An 18,370-nucleotide genomic window follows, 5' to 3' on the forward strand; every position below is an offset into this window, starting at 1 on the left:
TTTTTATTCACTCAGGGCAAACCATAACGTGCCATGGCGTGCCATCGCGTGACGTTACGCGCGAACTGATCAGGACTCGAAACACTTTTTCATGCGCGGCTTTTGATTGATGCGCGGCGGATTAACTGCGGTTTCGAGTGCTTCGTCGAATCGAAAATATGCAAAGCGATTAGCACTTCGTCACGTTACCCCGGGCGTTCGTAACATCGCCCGCGTTCCGTTACGTGACGTAACGCGCGGCGCACGGTAACGCGCATGTTCGCGCGCGCCGATTCCTGCGAAGAAAGCTTCGCGCAAAGCCCCATGCCGTCTTGATCAGACGATACCCACGCCCGCCTCGCGACGGCTTTTCTCGCGGGCTCTTTCGCATTGGCATAGCTGTTGCAGTGTATGTCCCGCAGCACGACAAAACACACACACAGCAAGACACACCATACGAGAGACGAGGGCACACCATGAAGAACCACCACATCGCGAACGCGGCACGCCTGACTGCCATTGCCGCCACCATCGCCACCCTGCTTTCCCTGACCGCCTGCGGCGGTTCGGGCACGCTCAGCAGCGGCACCGGCAGCGGCGGCTCGCTGCAAACCAGCGGCGGCACGAGCGGCACCAGCGGCAGCTCGGGCAGCGGCGACACCGGCACGGGCAGCGGCAGCGGTAGCGGCACGACCACCACGTCGAGCGACAGCAATTCGGGGAGCGGCACGGGAACGGGCACCGGCGGCACGTCGACCGCCGGTGGCGGCAGCGGCAGCGGCGACGGCAACACCAGCAGCGGCGGCACCACCGGGACGGGCAGCGGCAGCACGGCCGTCGCGGCGAACGCGGTCGGCCAGGTCGCGAACGTTTCGGGCACGGTCGTCAGCGACCTGGGCTCGACGGTGTCGGGCGTCGGCAGCACGATCGCCTCGCAGTCGCTGCCAGGTGTGAGCACCGCCACCACGACGGCGGCAGGCGGCGTGGTCGAGAATCTCGGCGCGGCAGTCTCGGCGCTCGGCAGCGGCGTGTCGAACGGTCTCGGCGCGCTTGGTTCGAGCACCAACACCAATCCGGTCGGCACGACGGTCGCCAGCACGGGCGGCGTCGTCAGCGATGCAGGCAAGGCCGTCACGAGCGCCGGCCAACTCGTCACGAGCCTCGGCAGCGGTCCGCTCGCCCCGCTCGCCGCCGTCACCACGCCGCTCGGCGGCGCGGTCAGCACGCTCGGCACGGCCGTCACCGGCGCGGGCAACACGCTCACGACCGCGCTGTCGACCGGCCCGGTCCAGCAAGTCACGCAGCAACTCAGCACGGCCATCACGCCGATTACCTCGGTGCTCGCCTCCACCACGCAGACGGTCGGCACGGCGACCGGCCTCGGCGCCCCGGTCGCGGGCCTGCTGCAAACGCTCGGCGGCGGCCTCGAAAAAGGCGGCGCGCTGGTCGCCTCGACGGGAGCCGGCAATCCGGTCACCACGGGCGTGGGCAATCTCGTCTCCGATACGGGCAAGACCGTCGCCACCGCCGGCAATCTGCTGACGGGCAGCACCTCGGGCAACAGCAGCAATCCGCTCGCGCCGGTCACGAGCCTGCTTGGCGGTCTGACGGGCGGCACGACCGGTTCGGGCGGCGCCAACGCGGGCCTCGGCATCGGCGCGGGTCTCGGCATCACCGGCAGCTCGAGCGGCAACCCGCTCGCCCCGGTGACGACGGCGCTCACCACGGTCACCTCGACGCTGACCTCGGCCACCGGCGGCACCAGCAGCCCGCTCGCACCGGTCACGGGTCTCGTCGCGGGCGTCGTCAACACCGTCGCCGGCACGCTGAACACCGCCGCCACCACCACGACCAGCGTCGTGGCGAGCGCGGGCGTGGGTGCGGGCGTCAAGACGTCGAGCAGCTCCAGCAGCACGGCCAGCAGCACGCCGGGCCTCTCGCTGGCCTCGCTCACGGGTGGCAGCACCAGCAGCAGCGGCACGACCGGCCCGCTTTCCGGCCTCACGTCGCTCGTCGGCGGTCTGCTCGGCGCGAAGAAGTGAGCGCCTGAGAACCCGTCCGCCAATCGGCTAACCCCGGCTAACCCTGTGGCTAATCCTATTTCGCAGCATCCGAATGATCGCTCCGATAGCCCGTTTCAGCGCCTGATGAAACAAGGAGACAGCGCTATGTCCAGCTTTTCCCTCGCGATTTCGCACGACCGCTCCGCGACGTTGATGCGCGGCCTGCGTCTCACCGCCCTCGCCGCCGCGAGCGTGATCGCCCTGAGCCTCGCCGCGTGTGGCGGCAGCAGCTACACGCCGCCTTCGGCATCGAGCGGCACGGGCGGTTCGACCGGCACCACCGGCTCGACGGGCGGCACCGGCTCGACCGGCACCGGCGGTTCCGGCACCGACACCAACACGGGCGGCGGCACGACCACGACGACGGGCACGAGCGGCGTGGTCAGCACGGTCGCCAAGACCGCCAGCGATCTCGGCACCGCGATCGGCTCGACCACCCTGCCCGGCGGCACCAGTTCGGACGTCACGAAGGGACTCGGCAACGCGGTGTCGAGCACCGGCACCGTGGCGAGCGCACTCGCCGACGCCGTCTCCAACGGCCTCGGCCAGACCGGCTCGACGGCCAATCCGGTCGGCACCACGGTCGCCGGTCTCGGCAACGTCGTGAGCGCGACGAGCGGCGTGGTCCAGGGCGTCGCCACCACGGTCAACGGTCTCGGCAGCGGCCCGCTCGCTCCGCTGGCGCCGGTCACCACGCCGGTGGCCACGGTGCTCGATACGACCGCGAACGCGGTCAACGCGGGCGGCAAGATGCTCGGCAACGCGCTCTCGTCCGCGCCGGTTCAGCAGATCACGCAGCCGCTCAGCACGGCCATCACGCCGATCGTCACCGAAGCCGGCGTAGTCACGCAGCAGGTCGGCACCACGACGGGTCTGGGCGTGCCGGTCTCCGGGCTGCTCGCCAAGGTCGGCGGCGCGCTCGATACGGCTGGCAGCAAGATTTCGTCGACGGCGGGCGGCACCTCCACCACCGCCGCGCTCAGCGCGCTCGGGCCGCTCGCGCCGGTGGGCGCGGACGTCGGCACGCTGGTGTCGGCGCTCGGCAACACGGTCACCAACGCAGGCGGCCTCGTGAATCCCAACGGTCCGAACGGTGCCGCGCCGATTCCCGGCCTGATCACGAGCCTCGTCGGCGGCAGCACGGCGCTCGTCGCCAGCGGGCCGCCGACCGGCGCCGCCGCGCAAGGTCTGCTCGGCCCGCTCAACGCGGCGATCGCGAGCCTCGGCCTCGGCAGCTCGCCGCTCTCCAGCGTCACGAGCCTGACCGGCACCGCCGGCGGCACGAGCGCCGTCACCGGCGCGCTCGGCAACGTGCCGATCGTCGGCAGCCTGCTCACGGGCGTGGTGTCGACGGCGGCGGGCGCTGCCGGCTCGACGACTTCGGGCAGCGGCACCAGCAGCAGCGGCGCGACCACGCTGCTCCAGCCGGTGACGGTGATCGTCGGCACGGTCACGGGCGCGCTGGGCGCCACGACCGGCAGCACGAGTTCGACAAGCAGTTCTGGCAGCACGAGTACATCGGGGGGACTACTGAGCGGCTTGCTGCATAAGCTGCCGTAGCGCGCGCAACGATCATCGGGCAACATGAGCGACGCGTGACGCGGCCTCTGGAGAGGGAAAGCCGCGCGCGCGTTGCCGGACAAGAACGGCAAGGTAGTACGTAGTCCGCAGGAATAAACACAGGCAATCAGGGAGCCACAGACCGCCGAAAAGGCGGCACAAAGAGGCGGCGCGCACCGGAAGCTTCAGGGAAACCGGGCGCGCCGTCCGACAAGTCCGAGGGTAGTCCGATGAAAGGCGCAGTCGCAGAATTGGCCGTGCTCGCAACGTTGGGGGTGATGGCGAGCGCCGGCTTGACGGGGGTGGCAGTAGCACAGAACCGGCCGGCGTCGGGCGGCAATCCTCCTGCGGGCAACCCCGCCGGGGGCAATCCGCTCGACGCACTGCCGCAGATCAACGCGCCGCAGAAGGCGCCGAACGTGACCGTGCAGGTGCAGCAGCAGACGCCTCAGCTGCAGCAGTTGCTGGCCACGCATCTCACGCCGACCACCTTCAAGGTCGAAGGCGTGAAATCGATTCCATTCGACGAGGTCGCGCAACGTTTCGCGCCGCTCGCGAATCACGACATCACGATCGGTCAGCTGATCGAGACGGCCAACGGCGTGACGAAGCTCTATCAGGATCGCGGCTACGCGCTCTCGTTCGCGTTCGTGCCTGCCCAGGATTTCGCGGGCGGCGTGGTGCGCATCACGGTCGTCGAAGGCTATGTGGGCACCGTGACGATCACCGGCAAGCCGGGCAAGCTCGAAGACAAGATGCGCGCGATCGCCGCGCATATCGTCGAGGACCGGCCGCTGCGCACGGCCACGTTCCAGCGCTATATCAACGTGCTCGGCCTGCTGCCCGGGCTCAAGGTGAAGGCCAACGTGCCGCCGCCCACGAGCACCGACGGCGCCACCACGCTCGAACTCGACGCCACGCAGAAGCCGTACGATATCAGCACCGGCATCGACTTCAATCATCCGGGCGTGCAGGGTCTGCTCACGCTGACCGAAAACGGTTTGACGCCGTTCGGCGAGCAGTTGAGCGTGTCCGCGCTGCTACCGAAGGGACGCGACAACGTCACCTATCTGTCCGCGCACGCGGCCGTGCCGATCGCGAGCGACGGTCTGATGGCGAAGGTGGACGCCTCGCACTACCGCGGCAATCCCACCAACAATCCCGGCCTGCCCGGTTACGTGGAGCGCACGGTCATCAGCGACAAGATCACGGGCTCGCTCTCCTACCCGCTGCTGCTCAGCAACACGCGCAGCGTCGTGGGCACCGCGAGCGTGTATGCGGCGCACGACGAGGATCGCTACCACAACACCCTCAACGGCTTCCAGTACGACACGCATTCGCAGGTGCGCGTGCTGCAATTGCAGGCCGATTACGCCGACGTCAAGACGGGCCAGGTGCGCAAGGCGAGCATCGCGGTCGCGAAGGGCTTCAACATTCTGGGCGCGTCCAAGGGCGCCGACACGAACATTCCCGGCGTGGTGCTGCAAAACCCCGTGTCGCTGAATTTCGTGCGCACCACGGGCTCGTTCTCGCAGACCAACGACTGGCCGATGGGCTTCGGCACGTCGGTGGCAATCACGGGCCAGTACAGCCCGGTCACGCTGCCGACTTCGGAACAGATCTCGTTCGGCGCGCAGCGTTTCGCGGCAGGCTACGAGCCGGGCGAAGCGTCGGGCGATTCGGGCTGGGCCTTCCTGCTCGAACTGAATCATCCGTTCAAGATCGGCCAGGCGTGGCTGCAGACGATCACGCCGTATGTCTCGTTCGACATGGCGCGCGTGTATCTGCATGCGGGTACGCCCGCGCCTTCCCGGCTGTCGTCGGCGTCGTTCGGTTTTCGTATTTCCGACGGCAAGTACTACAGCCTCGATCTGTCCGTCGCGAAAGCGCTCGCCGATGCGCCGGTCGAGAGTCCGTCGCGCAGCCCGCGCATCAACGCGACGTTCTCTTACCAGCTCAACTGAGTTGGCCGGCACGGCACGTGCGGCAATCCGCGTGCCGCGCGCGCCGCGCCGACTAGAGTTCCTACTCGCAAACGCGCGCGGCGCTTTCGCGTATCCTGCCCTGACTGCATGAGCGCGCCATCGCGGCGCGCGCGTGCATGCGGTCGCACACACATAAACATCAGTGGAGGAAGACACATGAACCGGATCGACGGTCGCACCATTTCGTTCGCCGCACGCGCGGCGCGTCAGCTCGCGCTGGCCGGCGCGCTGCTGGGCGGCATCGCCGCCGCGCACGCGCAGGACAGCTCGCCCATCGGGGTCTGGCAGACCATCGACGACCACACCGGCCAGCCGAAAGCACTCGTGCAGATCAGCGACGACGGCAGCGGCGGCCTGAGCGGCAAGGTCATCAAGGGACTGGGCCCGAACGATCAGCCCGATCGCCGCTGCACCGCGTGCACGGACTCGCGCAAGGATCAGTTGATCCTCGGCATGACGATCATCGACAGCATGAAGAAGGCCGGCAACGAATACGACGGCGGCCATATTCTTGATCCGGAAAACGGCAAGATCTATAGCTGCAAGATGCACACGGAAGACGGCGGCCAGAAGCTCGTGGTGCGCGGCTATCTGGGCATCGCGCTGCTCGGCCGGTCGCAGACGTGGGTGCGTCAGCAGTAAGCTCCAGGCGGAACAAGCAACCTCGGCGGCGTGACTCGCGACCACGCGCCACGCCGACCCTCAGCATGAAAAAAGCCGCCTGAATTCAGGCGGCTTTTTTTCTTTCTCGACACACGTCGACCGGCCAGGGTCAAACCGTGTGGCGATACACCGATCGATAGCTGAACGGCTGGGGCACGCCGGGCGCGGCCGGCGAGAACGGCGAATTGCGCATCGGCAGTTCTTCCTGGGTGCGCGCGGCCTTTTCGGCGCGGCTTGCGTGCCTGCGCATGCGCGTTTCGATCGCGTCGCACAGTGCCGCACCCTCTTCGCCGAACAATTCGGCCATCACGGCTTTGAGGACGCCTTCGTCGTGCCACGCCTTGAAGCGGCGATGGCAGGTCTGATAGGACGGATAGCGGCGCGGCATGGCCGACCACGTGGCGCCGCTGTACATGACCCACAGGACGCCGTTGAGCACCGAGCGGGTATTGGCGAGCGGTCGGCCGCGCAGTTCGGAGCGCGGGCGCAGTTCGGGCAGCAGCGGCAACACGCGTTGCCACTCTTCCTCGGTGATATCGCGATGCGGCGTCATGGAGTTCTCCTTGGTCAGAACGGTTCTGAACCAACGATATCCACTCGCCCCCGCGGGCCATATCAGACGAGTCCGAATCTTGAAAAAACACTTCGGACTCTATTTTTGCGACGCCGCAGGGTGCGCACCTGGGCGCGCACCCTGCGACGTGTCGCAGATCAAACCACCAGGCAAACGCTCAGGTCAGCGTCGTGTCGACGATGCGGCGCGGCGTTTCGAGATACTCCTTCGACTGCATTTCGACGATCCGCGAGACCGTGCGCGTGAATTCGTTCGCCATCGGGCCCTCGGGATAGAGATCCTCGGGCGGCACGGCCGCCGACATCAGCAGCTTGACCTTGTGGTCGTAGAAGACGTCGATGAGCCAGGTAAAGCGGCGCGCCTCGGAGGCCATGCGCGGCGTCATCTGCGGCACGTCGGAGAGAATCACGGCGTGAAAACGGCTCGCCAGTTCGAGATAGTCGTTCTGCGAGCGCGGGCCGCCGCACAGCGTGGCGAAGTCGAACCACACCACGCCATCGGCCTTGCGCAGCGCCTTGAGTTCGCGCTTCTCGATGTGCAGGATCGGGCTTTCGTCGGGCACCGCGGCCAGTTGCGCGAACGAATGGCGCAGCGCCTTGTCGGCGGCGGCGCCCAGCGGCGTGTGATAGACCTCGACCTGCGCGAGCGTGCGCTGGCGATAATCGACGCCGGCGTCGACGTTCAGGACATCGAGCTTTTCCTTGATCAGCTCGATGGCGGGCAGCATGCGGTCGCGATGCAGGCCGTCGGGATAGAGCAGATCGGGATCGTAGTTGGACGTCATCACGAACTGCACGCCGTTCGCGAACAGGCGGTCGAGCAGGCGATACAGGATCATCGCGTCGGCGATGTCCGAGACGTGGAATTCGTCGAAACAAATCAGGCGATAACGCTTCGCGATGCGGCGCGCGAGTTCGTCGAGCGGATCGGCCTGGCCTTTGAGTTCTTCGAGTTCGCGATGCACTTCGCGCATGAACTCGTGGAAATGCAGACGCGTTTTGCGCTGCACCGGCACGACCGCGTAGAAACTGTCCATCAGGAAGCTCTTGCCGCGCCCCACCCCGCCCCACATGTAGACGCCGCGCGGCAGATCGGGACGGTTGATGAGTTTCCAGAACGCGTTCGAGCGACGCGACTTGTATTCGACCCACTCGTCGTAGCACCGCTGCAGCCGCTCGATCGCGACGCGCTGCGCCGCATCCGGTTTGTATCCGCGTTTCTGCAGTTCGTTTTCGTAGTATTCGGTGACGTTCATTTCGTGAGCCGCAAATGAGTAAAGGCGGGCGGGTATTCGAACCCGTCCGCCTCTGTACGTGATGCAGGTGCTGCAAGGCCGGAACGCTGGCGCGCCCGGCCTCAGGCGCTTACATGTTGAGCGCGCGCTTGTCGACGGCGAGTGCCGCTTCGCGCATGACTTCGGACAGCGACGGGTGCGGATGGCAGATGCGGCCGATGTCTTCGGCGGCAGCCTTGAATTCCATCGCCACCACGGCTTCCGCGATCAGGTCCGATGCGTTCGCCGAGATGATGTGCACGCCGAGCAGTTCGTCGGTCTTCGCGTCGGCGATCATCTTCACAAAGCCGTCGGCCTTGTTGATGCCGAGCGCGCGGCCGTTCGCCATGAACGGGAACTGGCCCGTCTTGATGTCGCGGCCTTCTGCCTTGAGCTGCTGTTCCGTCTTGCCGACCCACGCGATTTCCGGTTCGGTGTAGATCACCCACGGAATGCAGTTGTAGTCGATGTGCGGCTTCTGGCCGTCGATCACTTCCGCGACCAGCACGCCTTCGTCTTCGGCCTTGTGCGCGAGCATCGGGCCGCGCACCACGTCGCCGATCGCGTAGACGTTCGGCACCGACGTTGCGCAGTGGCCATCGACGTCGATGAAGCCGCGCTCGTTGGCCTTCAGGCCGATCGCTTCGAGACCGAGGTTGTCGGTGTTCGGCACGCGGCCAACCGACACGATCAGGCGGTCGGCTTCGAGCACTTGCGCGTTGCCGTCCTTGTCCGTGTAGTTGATCGTGACGTTCTTGTCCGTCGCCTTCACTTCGCCGACCTTCACGCCAACGTGAATGTCGAGACCCTGCTTCTTGAAGAGCTTCGCAGCTTCCTTCGAGAGCGCCTGGTCAGCGGCGCCGAGGAATTCCGGCAGCGCTTCGAGGATCGTGACGTCGGCGCCCAGACGGCGCCACACCGAACCCAGTTCCAGACCGATCACGCCTGCGCCGATCACGGCCAGCTTCTTCGGCACCGAGTCGAACGTCAGCGCGCCTTCGTTGTCAGCGATGATCTTGTTGTCGACCGGCATGCCCGGCAGGTGACGCGCCTTCGAACCCGTCGCGATGATGACGTTCTTCGCCGTCACGACTTCGGTTTCGCCTTCGCCCGACACTTCGATCTGCACGCCGGCGTCGTTCTTGCCGGTGAACTTGCCGTGACCCTTGAGCCACGTGATCTTGTTCTTGCGGAACAGGAATTCGATACCCTTCGTCATCTTTTCGACGATGCCGTCCTTGCGGGCGAGCATCTTCGCGACGTCGATCTTCACGTCACCCACGCTGATGCCGTGGTCGACGAGATGATGCGCGGCGTTTTCGAACTCTTCCGACGAGGCGAGCAGCGCCTTCGACGGAATGCAGCCGACGTTCAGGCAGGTGCCGCCGAGCTTCAGCGCGCCGGCCGGGTTCTTCCACTTTTCGATACACGCAACCGACTTGCCGAGCTGCGCGGCGCGGATCGCCGCGATATAGCCGCCGGGGCCGGCGCCGATCACGACGACGTCAAATTCTTTGGACATGGTCATCCTTTCGATACGTGAGCGCGGCGCGCGAATGCCGGTTTCCGGAATTCGCGCGCACGCCGCTCAGTGTGAGACTCAATACGCGATGCTTGAGCGACGCTGTGATTACAGGTCGAGCAGCAGGCGCGCCGGATCTTCCAGCGCGTCCTTCATCGCGACCAGCGACAGGACGGCTTCGCGGCCGTCGATGATGCGGTGGTCGTACGACATCGCGAGGTAGTTCATCGGGCGGATCACGATCTGGCCGTTTTCCACAACCGCGCGTTCCTTGGTCGCGTGAACGCCGAGGATCGCCGACTGCGGCGGGTTGATGATCGGGGTCGAGAGCATCGAGCCGAACACGCCGCCGTTCGAGATCGAGAACGTACCGCCCGTCATTTCTTCGATCGACAGCTTGCCGTCCTTGGCCTTCTGACCGAATTCGGCGATCTTCTTCTCGATGTCGGCGAGGCTCATCTGGTCTGCGTTGCGCAGGATGGGCACCACCAGACCGCGCGGCGAACCGACGGCGATACCGATGTCGAAGTAGCCGTGATAGACGATGTCGTTACCGTCGATCGACGCGTTCACGAGCGGGAACTTCTTGAGGGCGTGAACCGCAGCCTTCACGAAGAACGACATGAAGCCGAGCTTCACGCCATGTTCCTTCTCGAACTTGTCCTTGTACTTGTTGCGCAGATCCATGACCGGCGCCATGTTCACTTCGTTGAACGTCGTGAGGATGGCGTTGGTCTGCTGCGACTCGAGCAGACGCTCGGCGATACGCGCACGCAGGCGCGACATCGGCACGCGCTGTTCCGGACGGTCGTTCAGCCAGTTGGCGGCCGATGCCGGTGCGTTGACTTGCGGCAGCGCGGGCTTGGCGGCAGCCGGCTTGCCGGCCGGTGCGGCTGCGGGTGCAGCCTTCGGCGCGCCTGCGCCGAGCACGTCCTGCTTCGTGATGCGGCCGTCGCGGCCCGTGCCGGCGACGTCGCCGCCTGCCAGACCCTTCTCCGCCATCAGCTTGGTCGCTGCGGGCGAGGCGATGTTGCTGCTCGACGTCGAAGCGGCTGCGGCAGCCGGTGCTGCGGCGGGCGCGGCGGCCGGTGCGGCTGCCGGCGCTGCGGCGGCTGCGGGTGCAGCAGCGGCGCCAGCCTTGCCTTCCGTGTCGATGCGTGCGATGACCTGTTCGCTCGTGACGGTCGCGCCGTCGCCGATCAGAACTTCAGCCAGCACGCCGGCTGCCGGCGCGGGCACTTCGAGCACGACCTTGTCGGTTTCGATTTCGATGACGACTTCGTCCTGAGCGATCGCTTCGCCCGGCTTCTTCTTCCACTGCAGCATCGTGCCTTCCGACACCGACTCCGAGAACTGCGGGACCTTGACTTCAACAATAGCCATTTGATGTTCCTGAATACGTATCTGGGTACGAACCGGGTCGCGCATCTGAGCGCGGGAAAGCGCGCAATCCGATCGCACGCTTTCCCGGTTCGTTAGCTCATATGCTTATTTCGCGACCTGCGCGCCCTTCAGGCGGCCGAACGCACCTTCGATCAGCGTCTTCTGCTGTTCGTAATGCTTCGCGTAGTAGCCGACAGCCGGCGAGGCCGAAGCCGGACGGCCGCTGTACGCGAGCTTCTGTCCTTCCTTCATGCCTTCCTTCAGGTGGTGCTCGATGTAGAACCACGGGCCCTGATTCTGCGGCTCGTCCTGCACCCAGACCACTTCGGTCGCGTTGTCGTACTTCTTGATTTCCGCTTCGAACTGCTTGTGCGCGAACGGATAGAGCTGTTCGATACGGATGATCGCGACGTCGTTTGCCTTCGCTTCGCGGCGATGCGCGACGAGGTCGAAGTACACGCGGCCCGAGCAGGCCACCACGCGCTTGACCTTCTTCGCGTCGATCGACTCGTCCACTTCGCCGATAACCGGCTGGAACGTGCCCTTCGCGAGTTCGGACAGGTCCGACACGGCTTCCTTGTGACGCAGCAGCGACTTCGGCGTGAAGATGATCAGCGGCTTGCGGAACAGACGGATCATCTGGCGGCGCAGCACGTGGAAGATCTGGGCCGGCGTGGTCGGCTGAACGACCTGCATGTTGTGCTCGGCGCACAGCTGCAGGAAACGTTCGATACGCGCCGACGAGTGCTCCGGACCCTGGCCTTCGTAGCCGTGCGGCAGCAGCATCGTGAGACCCGAAACGCGGCCCCACTTCACTTCGCCCGACGAGATGAACTGGTCGATCACGACCTGCGCACCGTTGACGAAGTCGCCGAACTGGCCTTCCCACGCCACGAGCGTGTTCGGTTCAGCCGTCGAGTAGCCGTATTCGAAGCCCAGCACCGCTTCTTCCGACAGCACCGAGTCGATCACCGTGAACTTCGCCTGGTTGTCGGCGATGTTCTGCAGCGGGATGTACGTGCCGTCGTTCCAGCGTTCGCGGTTCTGATCGTGCAGAACGGCGTGACGGTGCGTGAACGTGCCACGGCCCGAATCCTGACCCGTCAGGCGCACAGCGTAGCCCGACGCGACCAGCGATGCGTACGCGAGGTGTTCGCCCATGCCCCAGTCGAGCTTCGATTCGCCCTTGCCCATCGCGCGGCGGTCGTTGATGACGCGCTCGACCAGCGGGTGAACCTTGAAGTTCTCGGGGATCGTGGTGATGCGTTCGGCCAGACGCTTGAGTTCCGCGAGCGGCACTGCCGTGTCGGCAGCGTCGGTCCACTTGCGGTTCAGGAACGGCACCCAGTCCACCGCGTACTTGCTCTTGTAGTTCGAGAGCACCGGGTCGACGGTGTGGTGGCCTTCGTCCATCGCGGCACGATATGCCTTGACGTAGTTGTCGCCGTCTTCCGCCGAAATGACGCCCTGCTGCACGAGCTTCTCAGCGTAAAGCGCACGGGTACCCGGGTGCTTCGCGATCGTCTTGTACATCAGCGGCTGCGTGACCGCCGGGGTGTCCTGCTCGTTGTGGCCGAGCTTGCGGAAGCAGATGATGTCGACGACGACATCCTTGTGGTACTGCATGCGGAATTCGACCGCGAGCTGGATCGCCAGCACGACCGCTTCCGGATCGTCGCCGTTCACGTGCAGCACCGGCGCTTCGATCATCTTGACCACGTCGGTACAGTACAGCGTCGAGCGCGCATCGCGCGGGTCCGACGTCGTGAAGCCGATCTGGTTGTTGATGACGATGTGCAGCGTGCCGTGCGTGCCGTAACCACGCGTTTGCGCGAGGTTCAGCGTTTCCATCACGACGCCCTGACCCGCGAAGGCCGCGTCGCCGTGGATCTGCACCGGCAGCACTTGAAGGCCGTTGTCGTCGCCGCGGCGATCCATACGGGCCTTCGCCGAACCTTCGACCACCGGGTTGACGATCTCAAGGTGCGACGGGTTGAACGCGAGCGACAGGTGGACCGGGCCGCCTTCGGTTGCGACGTCCGACGAGAAGCCCTTGTGGTACTTCACGTCGCCTGCCGGCAGGTCGTCGACGTGCTTGCCTTCGAATTCGGCGAACAGGTCAGCCGGCATCTTGCCGAGCGTATTGACGAGCACGTTCAGACGGCCGCGGTGGGCCATGCCGATGACGATTTCCTGCACGCCCTTCGCGCCTGCGTGACGGACGACTTCGTCCATCGCGGCGATGAAGGATTCGCCGCCTTCGAGCGAGAAGCGCTTCTGGCCGACGTACTTGGTGTGCAGGAAGCGCTCGAGGCCTTCAGCGGCCGTGAGGCGCTGGAGGATGTGCTTCTTCTTGTCGTTCGTGAAATTCGGCGTCGAGCGGATCGACTCGAGGCGTTCCTTCCACCAGCGCTTCTGTTCCGGGTCGCTGATGTACATGTACTCGGCGCCGATCGTGCCGCAATACGTGTCGCGCAGGGCCTTGACGATCTCGCGCAGCGTCGCGCGCTCGAAACCGAAATACAGGTTCGTGGCGCTGAACGTCTGGTCCATGTCGGCTTCAGTGAAGTCGTAGAACGCAGGTTCGAGTTCGGGGATAGGCGGACGCTCGCGACGCTTCAGCGGATCCAGGTTGGCCCATTGCGAGCCCAGGAAGCGATATGCGCCGATGAGGGACTGAACGTAGACCTGCTTGCGAGCCGTGGCGAGGTCTTCGCCGCCGCCCTTCGGGACGAAAGCATTGGCTTTCGCGCGCTGGGCAAACGACTCGACGATCGGGCCGTGGGCGACATCGCTGTCGGCCGAACCACTCGACGACGGCACGTTTTGCAGTGCGTCGAAGTATTCACGCCATTGGTCCGGAACGGACGCAGGGTTGTCAAGATATGCTTCGTATAGCTCTTCGACATACGGAGCATTGCCGCCGAACAGATAGGAGTTCAGCTGGAATTGCTTCATCGTTTCCGACATTTACGCTCACCTTTCTTCGAGTTTCTCGAGAAATAGCGGGTTACTCAACCTTCCGCGCCACGGCCTGACCGTTTAGCGGATTGCGAATCAAGTCTGCTTGGAAGGACCTAAATCATGCATCCGCGGAGGATAGCACATAAGTGATACTCCCCATAAGATGCAATGCGACACAGGACCGCACGCAAACCCTTGCTACACGGGCTTTGGCGGTACTTTGCAACTTTTACAACAGACTCTTCCGGCACTGCGAGGCAATCCCCGCCGGACGCAAAAAAGCCGCCCAGACAGCGGCGGCTTTCTTGTTTTCTTACATGCATTGCAGTGCGCGAAAAAGTTTCGACAGCAAACTTTACTCGGCTTCGCGGCTTGCGCGGCGACGCTCGTGCTCTTTCAGGTGACGCTTGCGCAGGCGGATCGACTGCGGCGTCACTTCCACGAGTTCGTCGTCGTCGATGAATTCGACCGCGTACTCGAGCGACATCTGGATCGGCGGAACCAGGCGCACGGCTTCGTCGGTGCCCGAGGCGCGCACGTTGGTGAGCTGCTTGCCCTTGATCGGATTCACGACGAGGTCGTTGTCGCGGCTATGGATACCGATGATCATGCCTTCGTACAGCGCGTCGCCCGGCTTCACGAACATGCGGCCGCGATCCTGCAGCTTCCACAGTGCGTAGGCGACAGCGGCGCCGTCGTCCTGCGAGATCAGCACGCCATTGCGGCGCTCGCCGAGCGTACCTTCCTTGACCGGACCGTATGCGTCGAACACGTGGCTCATCAGGCCCGTGCCGCGCGTCAGCGTCATGAATTCGCCCTGGAAGCCGATCAGGCCACGCGCCGGAATGCGGTACTCGAGACGCGTACGGCCCTGACCATCCGACGCCATGTCGAGCATTTCGCCCTTACGGCGGCCCAGTTCTTCCATCACGCCGCCCTGGTTGGCGTCTTCGACGTCAACGGTCAGCATTTCGTACGGCTCCTGCTTCACGCCGTCGACTTCGTGCAGCACCACGCGCGGACGCGACACGGCCAGCTCGTAGCCTTCACGGCGCATGTTTTCGATCAGGATGGTCAGGTGCAGTTCGCCGCGGCCCGACACTTCGAACGTGGTTTCGTCGCCCGTGTCCTTCACGCGCAGCGCCACGTTGTGGTTCAGTTCCTTGGTCAGACGGTCGCGGATCTGGCGGCTCGTCACGAACTTGCCTTCCTTGCCGGCGAGCGGCGACGAATTCACGAGGAAGTTCATCGTCAGCGTCGGCTCGTCGACCGTGATCATCGGCAGCGCTTCGGGGTTGTCGACCGCGCAGATGGTCGCGCCGATACCGATGTCTTCGATACCGTTGATCAGCACGATGTCGCCGGCCTCAGCCGCTTCGACCTGCACGCGCTCCAGGCCGCTGAATGCCAGCACCTGGTTGATCTTGCGGTTCAGGACCTGGCCTTCCGGACCAAAGCGCAGCGCAACCGGCTGACCCGGCTTGATACGACCGCGCTTGATACGGCCCACGCCGATACGACCAACGTAAGCCGAGTAGTCGAGCGAGGTGATCTGGAGTTGCAGGCCGCCTTCCGGATCGGCGTCACGGACCGGCACGTGTTCGAGCACGGCGTCGAACAGCGGGCGCATATCGCCGCTACGCGCTTCCGGCGACAGCGATGCGTAGCCGTTCAGGCCCGATGCGTACACGATCGGGAAGTCGAGCTGCTCTTCGGTCGCGCCGAGCTTGTCGAACAGGTCGAACGTCTGGTTGATCACCCAGTCGATACGCGCGCCCGGACGGTCGATCTTGTTGACGACGACGATCGGCTTGAGGCCGAGCGCGAGCGCCTTCTTGGTCACGAAGCGCGTTTGCGGCATCGGGCCTTCAACGGCGTCGACGAGCAGCAGCACCGAGTCGACCATCGACAGCACGCGTTCCACTTCGCCGCCGAAGTCGGCGTGGCCCGGGGTGTCGACGATGTTGATGTGGGTGCCTTCGTACTCGACCGCGCAGTTCTTCGAAAGAATCGTGATGCCACGCTCTTTTTCGATGTCGTTCGAGTCCATCACGCGCTCGGCGACCTGCTGGTTGTCACGGAACGTGGCGGTCTGACGGAGGAGCTGGTCGACGAGCGTGGTCTTGCCGTGGTCGACGTGGGCAATGATGGCAATGTTGCGTAGGGCGCGGGACATAGGAACCTGGGTACAGTTAAGAGTGCGCGGCAGCGCGCCCGGGCGGGCGAGCGCTACACAGCCGGCTACATAGCCGGATGGGGCATCGCGACCACCGCCCGCCTCTTCCGGACGGATCCGGAGGCTCGATTCGGCAGCGCTGCAATGGCGCACTTTTGGGAACCTGAAATTATAGCACGCGCAGATGAATTGATCAGGCGCATATCCGATCTTTCCATCATGGCCGCCGTGATCTGCCCGAACCGCGGTGCAGACGATTGCAAACAAGAGACGGGGCGAGGGCTCACGGGTTCCACAGCGGCGCTGCGCTGAATCTCAATTTTCTCATGTGCAGGGCACAACATTAAGCCCCTATCTGGCAAAGGTTATTCATCCCCGGCAGAATAAAACCCTTGTCGCGTCAACTAACGTTTCTTATAATCCCTGCCTGGTCAATCATTGCAGTCGCAGCAGAAACATGACGGATCCGATCCCTGTACCGCCGCCCGAAATCCGCGATTACGATCTCGGCGAGAGCGTCGGTTACCTGCTCGCGCGGGCCAAGACGAGCATGTCGAACATGGTCACGCAGCGCACGCTCGCCGAACTGGGCATCACCAGCCAGCAGGCCAGCGTGCTGTTCATGGTGGCCAGCGGCAAGTGCCTGCTCGCCGCCGAACTCGCGCGCGAATACGGCATCGACGCCAGCGCGGTCACGCGTCTCGTCGACCGGCTGGAGAAGCGCGGCCTCCTCAAGCGCGTGCGCAGCTCCGAAGACCGCCGCGCCGTACGCCTTGCGCTGACGCCCGAAGGCGAAGCCATCGCGCGCCGCATGCCGGCCATTTTCACGAGCGTGACGGAAACGCTCGCCGCCGGTTTCACGCCCGAAGAGGTGGGCTTTCTGAAGAACATGTTGCGGCGGGTTCTCGCCAATAGCTGCGATGCCAGCCAGAACGCGAATGCGGCAGCCGGGCAAAATCCGCCGGCCAATTCATGACAGGGCAAGCAAATTTGAAACCGGCAAACAAGAAAATAGCTGCATCGTCCAGTATCACCTCACCTTCTCACGCAACGAGACGAGCAATGAAATCCCAAACCCAGTTTGCGCCAGCGCTGTCGTGCCGGGCCGCGGTGACCGCCGCGATCGCCGCGCTCGCGCTTTCGGGCTGCGCGAACTACATCGGCATCAAGAGCGACAAGACGCTCGCGCAGCCGCAGCAGTTCGAGTCGTCGCAAAGCATTCCGGCGCAGGGCGGCCAGTGGCCCGCGTTCGACTGGGCGAACCAGTTCGGCGACCCGCAACTCCAGAAGCTGATCGACGAAGCCATCGACGGCAATCCGACCATCGCGCAGGCGCAGGCGCGCATTGCCAAGGCGTCGTCGTATATCGAAACGTCGAAATCGGCGCTCGAGCCGAAAGCCAACGCGAGCTACTCGTGGACCCGCGAGCTCTACTCGGCCAACGCGCTGTACCCAACGCCCTACGGCGGCAGCTGGTACAGCGAAAACAACGTACTCGCCAGCGCGTCGTGGGATCTGGACCTGTGGGGCAAGAACCGTCAGCGACTCGCGCAGGCGGTCTCCGCACAGCGCGCCGCCGAAGCCGAGATGCAGCAGGCCCGCATCACGCTCGCCGCGTCGGTCGCGCGTACCTATAACCAGCTCGCCCAGCTCTACGCGCTGCGCGATATCGCCGCGCGCGAAATCGACAACCGCAAGACCATCGGCAACATCACGAACGGCCGCGTGGTCGCGGGCCTCGACACCAACGTCGAGCGTCAGACCGCGAACGGCAACATCGCTACGAGCCAGGCCAATCTCTCGCAGATCGACGGCCAGATCGAGACCGTGCGCTATCAGCTCGGCGCGCTGCTCGGCAAGGGTCCGGATCGCGGTCTGCAGATCGCCAATCCGGTGCTCAATCCGGTGGCCAGCGTCGCGCTGCCCGACAACCTGCCCGCCGATCTCGTCGCGCGCCGCCCGGACATCGTCGCCGCGCGCTGGCAGGTCGAAGGCGCGATGCACGACGTCAAGGAAGCGAAGGCCGAGTTCTATCCCGACGTGAATCTCGCGGCGGGCTTCGGCTTCGATGCCTTCGGCTGGGGCAAATTCCTCAACTTCACGAGCCGCCAGATGAACATCGGCCCGGCCGTGCATCTGCCGATCTTCGACGCGGGCGCCCTGCGCGCGCAACTGAAGGGTCGTTACGCCGACTTCGAACTCGACGTCGCGAACTACGACCAGACGCT

12 protein-coding genes are annotated in these 18,370 nt (G+C 64.8%); 6 read left to right on the forward strand and 6 right to left on the reverse strand.

Annotated features, from left to right (window positions below):
* The first annotated feature begins 455 nt into the window (after positions 1–455).
* The 4 genes from BMY06_RS17460 to BMY06_RS17475 all read left to right on the forward strand — a co-directional run bounded on the left by BMY06_RS17460 (position 456) and on the right by BMY06_RS17475 (position 6,229).
* The gene (locus BMY06_RS17460) at positions 456–2,021 is read left to right on the forward strand and encodes a collagen-like triple helix repeat-containing protein (protein ID WP_074984319.1); all 1,566 of its coding nucleotides are present in this window, start codon (positions 456–458) and stop codon (positions 2,019–2,021) included.
* A gap of 174 nt (positions 2,022–2,195) precedes the next feature.
* Entirely contained in the window at positions 2,196–3,602 is a 1,407-nt protein-coding gene (locus tag BMY06_RS17465) for a collagen-like triple helix repeat-containing protein (protein ID WP_390970176.1), read from the forward strand.
* A gap of 278 nt (positions 3,603–3,880) precedes the next feature.
* Positions 3,881–5,566 carry a ShlB/FhaC/HecB family hemolysin secretion/activation protein gene (locus tag BMY06_RS17470; RefSeq protein WP_080180534.1) on the forward strand — a complete coding sequence of 562 codons (1,686 nt, stop codon included), beginning with the start codon at positions 3,881–3,883 and terminating at the stop codon, positions 5,564–5,566.
* Between the two features lie 177 nt (positions 5,567–5,743).
* A complete protein-coding gene (locus BMY06_RS17475; RefSeq protein WP_074984323.1) occupies positions 5,744–6,229 on the forward strand; it encodes a DUF2147 domain-containing protein in 486 nt (161 codons plus the stop codon).
* 130 nt (positions 6,230–6,359) lie between these two features.
* Here BMY06_RS17475 and BMY06_RS17480 read toward each other — a convergent pair whose 3' ends face one another.
* From BMY06_RS17480 to typA, 6 genes are all read right to left on the reverse strand, one after another.
* Complete coding sequence (locus tag BMY06_RS17480; RefSeq protein ID WP_065063143.1) at positions 6,360–6,803, reverse strand: transposase; 444 nt, start codon at positions 6,801–6,803, stop codon at positions 6,360–6,362.
* A 178-nt stretch (positions 6,804–6,981) separates the two neighbouring features.
* A complete protein-coding gene (zapE, locus tag BMY06_RS17485; protein ID WP_065063141.1) occupies positions 6,982–8,079 on the reverse strand; it encodes a cell division protein ZapE in 1,098 nt (365 codons plus the stop codon).
* 109 nt (positions 8,080–8,188) lie between these two features.
* A complete protein-coding gene (lpdA, locus tag BMY06_RS17490; RefSeq protein ID WP_065063280.1) occupies positions 8,189–9,619 on the reverse strand; it encodes a dihydrolipoyl dehydrogenase in 1,431 nt (476 codons plus the stop codon).
* Positions 9,620–9,727: 108 nt separating this feature from the next.
* The gene (gene odhB, locus BMY06_RS17495; RefSeq protein WP_065063139.1) at positions 9,728–11,002 is read right to left on the reverse strand and encodes a 2-oxoglutarate dehydrogenase complex dihydrolipoyllysine-residue succinyltransferase; all 1,275 of its coding nucleotides are present in this window, start codon (positions 11,000–11,002) and stop codon (positions 9,728–9,730) included.
* Between the two features lie 105 nt (positions 11,003–11,107).
* Positions 11,108–13,972, reverse strand: coding sequence for a 2-oxoglutarate dehydrogenase E1 component (locus BMY06_RS17500; protein WP_065063137.1), 2,865 nt, complete (start codon positions 13,970–13,972; stop codon positions 11,108–11,110).
* Between the two features lie 349 nt (positions 13,973–14,321).
* Positions 14,322–16,142 (reverse strand): translational GTPase TypA, encoded by a 1,821-nt coding sequence (gene typA, locus BMY06_RS17505; protein ID WP_065063135.1) that lies wholly within the window; start codon positions 16,140–16,142, stop codon positions 14,322–14,324.
* Between the two features lie 457 nt (positions 16,143–16,599).
* Between typA and BMY06_RS17510 the strand changes: the two genes are divergently transcribed.
* Both BMY06_RS17510 and BMY06_RS17515 read left to right on the forward strand, forming a co-directional pair.
* Positions 16,600–17,118, forward strand: coding sequence for a MarR family winged helix-turn-helix transcriptional regulator (locus BMY06_RS17510; protein WP_065063133.1), 519 nt, complete (start codon positions 16,600–16,602; stop codon positions 17,116–17,118).
* An 86-nt stretch (positions 17,119–17,204) separates the two neighbouring features.
* On the forward strand, positions 17,205–18,370 hold a 1,166-nt coding region (locus BMY06_RS17515), incomplete at its 3' end, for an efflux transporter outer membrane subunit (RefSeq protein ID WP_074984325.1).

The organism is Paraburkholderia tropica (genome assembly GCF_900109265.1).
Lineage (GTDB): Bacteria > Pseudomonadota > Gammaproteobacteria > Burkholderiales > Burkholderiaceae > Paraburkholderia > Paraburkholderia tropica.

Coding starts and splice junctions, on each gene's coding strand:
- BMY06_RS17480 (WP_065063143.1), bottom strand. CDS start 6,803: ATGACGCCGCATCGCGATATCACCGAGGAAGAGTGGCAACGCGTGTTG.
- zapE (WP_065063141.1), bottom strand. CDS start 8,079: ATGAACGTCACCGAATACTACGAAAACGAACTGCAGAAACGCGGATAC.
- BMY06_RS17510 (WP_065063133.1), top strand. CDS start 16,600: ATGACGGATCCGATCCCTGTACCGCCGCCCGAAATCCGCGATTACGAT.
- odhB (WP_065063139.1), bottom strand. CDS start 11,002: ATGGCTATTGTTGAAGTCAAGGTCCCGCAGTTCTCGGAGTCGGTGTCG.
- lpdA (WP_065063280.1), bottom strand. CDS start 9,619: ATGTCCAAAGAATTTGACGTCGTCGTGATCGGCGCCGGCCCCGGCGGC.
- BMY06_RS17465 (WP_390970176.1), top strand. CDS start 2,196: ATGCGCGGCCTGCGTCTCACCGCCCTCGCCGCCGCGAGCGTGATCGCC.
- BMY06_RS17475 (WP_074984323.1), top strand. CDS start 5,744: ATGAACCGGATCGACGGTCGCACCATTTCGTTCGCCGCACGCGCGGCG.
- BMY06_RS17460 (WP_074984319.1), top strand. CDS start 456: ATGAAGAACCACCACATCGCGAACGCGGCACGCCTGACTGCCATTGCC.
- typA (WP_065063135.1), bottom strand. CDS start 16,142: ATGTCCCGCGCCCTACGCAACATTGCCATCATTGCCCACGTCGACCAC.
- BMY06_RS17500 (WP_065063137.1), bottom strand. CDS start 13,972: ATGTCGGAAACGATGAAGCAATTCCAGCTGAACTCCTATCTGTTCGGC.
- BMY06_RS17470 (WP_080180534.1), top strand. CDS start 3,881: ATGGCGAGCGCCGGCTTGACGGGGGTGGCAGTAGCACAGAACCGGCCG.